Annotated in this window: 5 protein-coding genes and 1 pseudogene; 3 read left to right on the top strand and 3 right to left on the bottom strand. The window is 63.2% G+C overall.

Going from position 1 to position 4341, the window contains the following annotated elements; translation table 11 throughout:
- A pseudogene (locus EN914_RS25950) lies at window positions 1–209 on the bottom strand (hypothetical protein); the annotation flags it as partial.
- Window positions 210–391: 182 nt separating this feature from the next.
- Here EN914_RS25950 and EN914_RS25945 point away from each other — a divergent pair.
- Complete coding sequence (locus tag EN914_RS25945) at window positions 392–814, top strand: metallopeptidase family protein (protein WP_013528779.1); 423 nt, start codon at window positions 392–394, stop codon at window positions 812–814.
- A 187-nt stretch (window positions 815–1001) separates the two neighbouring features.
- Here the strand turns inward: EN914_RS25945 and EN914_RS25940 are convergent, their stop codons facing one another.
- Complete coding sequence (locus EN914_RS25940) at window positions 1002–1208, bottom strand: DUF1737 domain-containing protein (protein ID WP_013528780.1); 207 nt, start codon at window positions 1206–1208, stop codon at window positions 1002–1004.
- A 51-nt stretch (window positions 1209–1259) separates the two neighbouring features.
- Window positions 1260–2135, bottom strand: a complete 876-nt coding sequence (locus EN914_RS25935) for a CoA ester lyase (RefSeq protein ID WP_024504050.1) — start codon at window positions 2133–2135, stop codon at window positions 1260–1262.
- Window positions 2136–2475: 340 nt separating this feature from the next.
- Between EN914_RS25935 and EN914_RS25930 the strand changes: the two genes are divergently transcribed.
- Together EN914_RS25930 and EN914_RS25925 are read left to right on the top strand one after the other, a co-directional pair.
- Entirely contained in the window at window positions 2476–4005 is a 1530-nt protein-coding gene (locus tag EN914_RS25930; protein ID WP_024504049.1) for a DUF4173 domain-containing protein, read from the top strand.
- Window positions 4006–4008: 3 nt separating this feature from the next.
- Window positions 4009–4341 (top strand): response regulator transcription factor (locus EN914_RS25925; protein ID WP_127389346.1); only part of this gene is annotated, 333 nt, incomplete at its 3' end.

Genomic DNA, 4341 nt, shown 5'->3' with positions numbered 1-4341 from the left:
GCGTCGAGGCGCCCGACGCCGATAGGCAGGAACGCATCCGGCAACGCCGCGGCAATGCCACGCCGGACGATTGTGAGATCAGTGTTGACGTCAGCATCAAAGGGTGCGGCTGCCGGCGCAGCCAAGCGCTCGGGCAGCGTTCCCTCGATTTTCGCGATCTGGCGGCGCAGGGCAAAAACAGTCTCCCGCGCCACGGCGGTCATCGCCATGACGGTCAGCTTCCACTCACAATTGTTCCTGTTATGTTCCTATAGATTCCAGAGCGCATCCCAAGAGTCAAGCAGAGTCATGGGGAATTTATTCCTCTCTGCAGGGATGGCGCAGGCGCATCGGCCCGTTCATTTGCCGATTCCGGTGCGAAAGCCTATATGCCGGGATCAAAGGACAAAGCATGGCCCGCATCTACAAGACCCGCACCTGGCACGACGAACTCTCGCCCTCGATGGACGAAATGGAGTTCCTGGCGCTGGAGGCGTACGCCCATCTGCCGGAGGATTTTCGCAAACTGACCGGCGAGATCGTCATCCAGATCGCCGAGTTCCCGACCGACGAAATCATGGACGATCTGTCGCTGGAAACGCCATTCGACCTGCTCGGCCTGTTCGAGGGACGCGGCATCGCCGAGCGCTGGAACCCGCAGACCGGCGAAGGCCCGAACCGCATCACGCTCTACCGCCGCGCCATCCTCGATTACTGGTCCGAGAACGAAGAGACGCTGGGCGACATCGTCACCCACGTGCTGATCCACGAGATCGGCCACCATTTCGGCCTGTCGGACGAAGATATGGAGAAGATCGAAGAGGCGGCGGAGTAGGGTGCGCTGATATTCAGGTGATGCCGGCCTGCAAATGATGGCTTCCTGCGCTTCCCCGCTCTACCGCGTCGCGGTAGAACTGTGCTCACGTACCCAAAAGTACGCTCCGCTCCGGTTCTCGGAAACCACCATTTTCGACTCGGCCTGACCTGAATCTCAACACACGCTGCGTCGGAGCTTTTCAAATCTACCAGTCACTCAGCTTGGTATCGGGCCCGTATTCCTGACCGTCGATATCCTTGACCACGGCCTGGCCGCAACGCATCGCTTTGGCCTTCTTGTCGTAGGCATAGGTCGGCGAGCCGAACAGATGCCAGCCCTTGTTCAGCGCCGCTGTCACCTTGTGGCAGAAGCTGGCATCGTCCGGAGCGGACAGAAAGCGGTAGAGTTTCATTGTTCAATTCCTGTCGTGAGTAGCTGTAGCCCACTCGCATCCATCGAGCATTTATGACCCGATGGCGGCTGCCTTCGCCAGCAGTTTTTCGGCCTGCGCCAGGTGCAGCCGTTCGACCATCCTGCCGTTCAGCGCGATCACACCCTTGCCGGCATTCTCGGCGAGCGCGAAGGCTTCCTTCACCGAGCGTGCCTCGGCCACCGCTTCCGTGGACGGCACGAAGGCGCGGTTCGCGGCTTCGATCTGGGCCGGGTGGATGAGGCTCTTGCCGTCGAACCCCATGGCCGCGGCTTCCGCGCATTCATGGGCGAAGGCGTCGAGGTCGCGAAAATCGTTGGAGACGCCGTCGAGCATGTCGATGCCGCCGGCGCGTGCGGCCAGCACCATCTGCATCAGCCATGGCACGAGGTAGCGCCTATCAGGCGTCGCCAGAATGCCGGTCTCCTTGACCAGATCATTCGTTCCGGCAACGAAACAATTGAGCCGCGAGGCCGGATCGCGGCCAAGTTCGGCGATGGCGCCGATGTTGAGCAGCGCCTTGGGCGTCTCGATCATCGCCCATAGTTTCACGCTGTCGGGGGTAAAATTGTCGTCAAGCACGTCGCCGGCCTCGAGCAGGTCGCGCGGCGTGTCGACCTTGGGCAGAAGGATGCCGTCGGGTTCGCAGCTTGCGGCAGCCAGCAGGTCGTCGGCGCCCCATTCGCCTGATATCGCATTGATGCGCACGATCATCTCGCAGCGTCTCTCGGAATGGCCGGCGAAAATGCCGGCCAGTTTTTCGCGGGCGGCGATCTTGTCGGCCGGAGCGACGGCGTCTTCCAGGTCGATGATGATGGCATCGCAGGCAAGCTGCGCGATCTTGGCCAAGGCCTTGTCGCTGGAGGCCGGGATGTAGAGCACGGAGCGGCGCGGACGGTAGGTTTCCATGGCTGATCTATGCCGCTTGTGGGCGGGTGAGGCAAGCTCGGGCATGAAGCTGCCAATCTCCCCCCTCGAGGGGGGAGATTGGCAGCGTTTACCCCTGCACGAAAACTGCACGGGCCTGCGGAAAACCTCCTCGGATCCGCCCTGCCGTTTCCCCGCCCGCTTGCGAGACAAGCGGCATGCACAAGCGAGCAAAGCCCCGTTGGTCCCTGCCTCACCGACTGCGTAGCGAGGGCTGGTGGCTGGCCGATCCGCCGCGCGCGTGTCCCGTCGCAACCCTCATTCCCTTTGTCCGCAGAAGCCCGCCAACGGTTCGGCTGGAAGCCATCAGGAAAGCCAGGTCATGACAGCGTTGTTCTCCGCCGCGCCGAGCTATTGCAGCCGTTTCGGTGTCGCCATCCTGCTGGCAGCGCTCGCGGATTTTCTGTTCTATGGCCAGCCCGCCGGGATCACGGTTTTCCTGTTCGCCCTGCTGATTGCCGCGGCGGTCGTCGCTGTGCACCCGGCCGCCTTCAACGACGGCCGGGTCTGGCTCAAGCCCATCGCCTTGCTTGTCCCGCTGCTGCCGCTGGCTGAAAACGTCAGCACCCTGTCGGTCTCGATCGCGCTGGCGGCGCTGACCGTCTTCGCGCTTTCGTTGAGCGGCCGGCTGCGGCACAGCATCGCCCGCATTGCCGGGCAGATCGTGCTGTTCGGGCTGGCGGCGCCGTTCCGCTTCGTCATTGATTTCATCCGCTGGCGCAGGACGGCGCGGCGGTTCGGTGGGCGTCGCATCCGGCTGGCGGCGATCGCCGTCTGGGTGATGCCGCTGACGCTGGGCGCGGTCTTCCTGGCGCTGTTCGGTGCCGCCAATCCGGTCATCGACTATTGGCTGTCGCTGATCGATCTCGTGAGGCTGCTCGATCTTATCCAGCTGGCGCGGATTGCCTTCTGGCTGTTCGTGCTCGCCGCTGTCTGGGCTTTTCTGCGACCGCGCCTGGTTCGCCGCATCCCGCGCGCGTTGCCGGCGGTCAGCGCTCAAGCCGGCAAAACCGCCACCACCATCGAAGACATCCTGTTCGGCAAGGCCGCCATCCTGCGCGCCCTGATCGTCTTCAACATCCTGTTTGCGCTGCAGACGGCGCTCGACGCCGCCTATCTGTGGGGCGGGGCAGCGCTTCCCGATGGGCTGAGCTACGCCTCCTACGCGCATCGTGGCGCCTATCCCTTGATCGTCACGGCACTGCTTGCCGCCGGCTTCGTGCTGGCAGCGCTGCGACCCGGCAGCGAAACCTCGGCCGATCCGCTGATCCGCCGGCTGGTCTATGTCTGGGTGGCGCAGAACATCATGCTGGTCATCTCGTCGATCCTGCGGCTCGACCTCTATATCGGCATCTATGCATTGACCTACTGGCGCGTCGCCGCCTTTGTCTGGATGGGGCTGGTGGCAGCAGGCCTTGCCCTGATCATTGCCCGCATCGCGCTTAGAAAATCCAACGAATGGCTGCTGTCCGCCAATCTTCTGACGTTATCCCTGACGCTTTATGCCGGCTGTTTCATCAATTTCGCAGCAACGATCGCCAACTACAATGTCGACCATTCCCTCGAAATGACCGGCCAGGGCATTCCCCTAGACGCCTGGTATCTTCACTCGCTCGGTCCGGGCGCGTTTCCCGCGCTTGATCGCTTCCTCGAGCACCAGGGCAAGACGGCGGCCGCCGGCACTGTCCGCGAACTGGCCGGCGTGCGCGGCAGCGACGAAATCTGGTATCGAACTATCCAGCAGAACTGGCGGGCCTGGAGCTTTCGCGACTGGCGGCTGCTTCGATATCTCGACACCAAGGAGCCGTTCGTGATTCCCTCCGCTATCGAACCTTCCATGCCGGGCCGCTGATCCATGCCGCATCACATCCTCGTCGCCGACGATGACCCGCACATCCGCGAGGTGATCTGCTTTGCCTTGGAGAAGGCCGGCATGAAAACGACAGGGGTGGCCGACGGTGCCGCCGCCTTGCAGGCAATCGGCCGCCGGGCACCGGACCTCGTCGTGCTCGATATCGGCATGCCGGAAATGGACGGGCTGGAGGTCTGCCGGCGGCTGCGGCACATATCCGATGTGCCGGTGCTGTTCCTCTCTGCGCGCGACGAGGAGATCGACCGCATCCTCGGGCTCGAAATGGGCGGCGACGACTATGTGACGAAACCATTCAGCCCGCGCGAGCTGGTTGCC

Source organism: Mesorhizobium sp. M7A.F.Ca.CA.001.08.2.1, from assembly GCF_003998455.1.
GTDB lineage: Bacteria > Pseudomonadota > Alphaproteobacteria > Rhizobiales > Rhizobiaceae > Mesorhizobium > Mesorhizobium ciceri.
The sequence above is the reverse complement of the archived record's forward strand: the minus strand, read 5'-3'. Positions and strand labels throughout refer to the sequence as shown.

What these genes read in the sequence shown, in the direction of transcription:
- EN914_RS25935 (WP_024504050.1), bottom strand. Translation starts at nt 2,135, where the DNA reads ATGGAAACCTACCGTCCGCGCCGCTCCGTGCTCTACATCCCGGCCTCC.
- EN914_RS25930 (WP_024504049.1), top strand. Translation starts at nt 2,476, where the DNA reads ATGACAGCGTTGTTCTCCGCCGCGCCGAGCTATTGCAGCCGTTTCGGT.
- EN914_RS25940 (WP_013528780.1), bottom strand. Translation starts at nt 1,208, where the DNA reads ATGAAACTCTACCGCTTTCTGTCCGCTCCGGACGATGCCAGCTTCTGC.
- EN914_RS25945 (WP_013528779.1), top strand. Translation starts at nt 392, where the DNA reads ATGGCCCGCATCTACAAGACCCGCACCTGGCACGACGAACTCTCGCCC.